Here is a 320-nt window from a genome sequence, read left to right on the forward strand (position 1 = left end):
GCTGAATGGATTGTTTAAACAAACCGTATTCATATTTGATACCATGTCCTGAGGCCGCGATATCCAGTGTTGCCATAGAATCGATAAAACACGCCGCCAACCGACCCAGCCCACCATTACCTAATGCCTGTCTCTTATACACATCTCCGAGCCCACGAGACAGGAGGTATCATCTCGTATGCCGTCTTCTGCGTGAAAAGAGGGGGGGGGGGGGGGGGGGGGGGGGGGGGGGGGGGGGGGGGGGGGGGGGGGGGGGGGGGGGGGGGGGGGGGGGGGGGGGGGGGGGGGGGGGGGGGGGGGGGGGGGGGGGGGGGGGGGGG

General features: G+C 67.2%; 1 protein-coding gene and 1 pseudogene. Both read right to left on the bottom strand.

Annotated features, from left to right (window positions below):
* A pseudogene (locus tag JHD74_RS26235) lies at positions 1-127 on the bottom strand (glycogen/starch/alpha-glucan phosphorylase); the annotation flags it as partial.
* On the bottom strand, positions 121-320 hold a 200-nt coding region (locus JHD74_RS26240; protein ID WP_199063934.1), incomplete at its 5' end, for a hypothetical protein. The pseudogene JHD74_RS26235 and the gene JHD74_RS26240, both read right to left, overlap by 7 nt.

It is taken from the genome of Serratia sp. ASV30 (assembly GCF_016428815.1).
Lineage (GTDB): Bacteria > Pseudomonadota > Gammaproteobacteria > Enterobacterales > Enterobacteriaceae > Chania > Chania fonticola_C.